Source organism: Bradyrhizobium sp. SRS-191 (assembly GCF_024586915.1).
Taxonomy (GTDB): domain Bacteria; phylum Pseudomonadota; class Alphaproteobacteria; order Rhizobiales; family Xanthobacteraceae; genus Bradyrhizobium.
The window spans coordinates 1-1042 of the sequence record NZ_JANBVS010000087.1 but is presented as its reverse complement, the minus strand read 5'-3'; the positions used below and the strand labels follow the sequence as shown (position 1 = coordinate 1042).

The 1042-nt window shown below is 65.2% G+C and carries 1 protein-coding gene; it reads right to left on the bottom strand.

Features of this window, described 5'->3' with window-relative positions; genetic code table 11:
- Positions 1–1042 (bottom strand): xanthine dehydrogenase family protein molybdopterin-binding subunit (locus NLR35_RS34190; RefSeq protein WP_257170935.1); only part of this gene is annotated, 1042 nt, incomplete at both ends.

Genomic DNA, 1042 nt, shown 5'->3' with positions numbered 1-1042 from the left:
CGACAGGAAGTCCGGAATGCCCCAGCGCGCCGTCGGCCAGGCCGAGACGACGTCGTGGCTGAGCGCGACCAGCTTGCCGTCGGCGTCGAGGCCCGCCTTCACTTTCTGGTAGGTGAGCGGCCGCGAGTAGTCCATCGTCATGTCGTTCTCGCGGGAATAGATCACCTTGACCGGCTTGCCGACCGCTTTCGCCGCCTGCACCGCCGGTACCATCATATCGGCATCGAGCCTGCGGCCGAAGCCGCCGCCGAGCCAGGCCTGATGCATCACAACATATTTCGGATCGATCCCGGCGGCACCCGCCGCGATCGCGCCGGAGCGGGTCGCGAACTGGTTGCCGGAATAGATGTGCAGGATGTCGCCCTTGAACTCGGCCGTCGCGTTCATCGGCTCCATCGGCGCGTGGATGTTGATGCTGGTGGTGTACTCCGCCTCCAGCACCTTCGCCGCACCGGCGAGCGCCGCGTTGGCGTCGCCGTCCTTGACGAAGAACTGCCCGGCATCGTCCTGCGCCTGCAGCCGCATCGCTTCGGTGATGATGCTGTCGGTGCTGACATTCGCGTACGGGCCCTTGTCGTAGGAGATCTTCAGCGCATCCGCGGCCTTCTTGGCGTTGGCGAAGGTGGTCGCGACCGCAACCACCCAGCCCGAGGTCGAGCCGGTCTTGTCGTCGAGCGTCACCGCCTTGATGAAGCCGGGGACCTTCTTGGCCTCGCTGTCATCGACCGCCGTGACGGTGGCGCCGAAGCGCACCGGCGGGGTGACGACCTTGCCGTAGACCATGCCCGGCAGCATCGTATCGATGCCGTACTTCGCTGTGCCGTTGGTCTTGGCGGGGATGTCGAGCTGCGGCACCGACACGCCGATCATGGTGTACTGATCGGGCGTCTTCAGCGTCAGCGCCTTCAGCTCGTCGGGCGTGAAGCTCTTGGTGATCTTGCCGCTCTTGACGATCTCGGCATAGCTCATCTGCTTCTTCAACTTCGGATGCATCACGACGCCGTCGCGCACCGTGAGCTCCTTGGCGGGCACGCCCATGGAA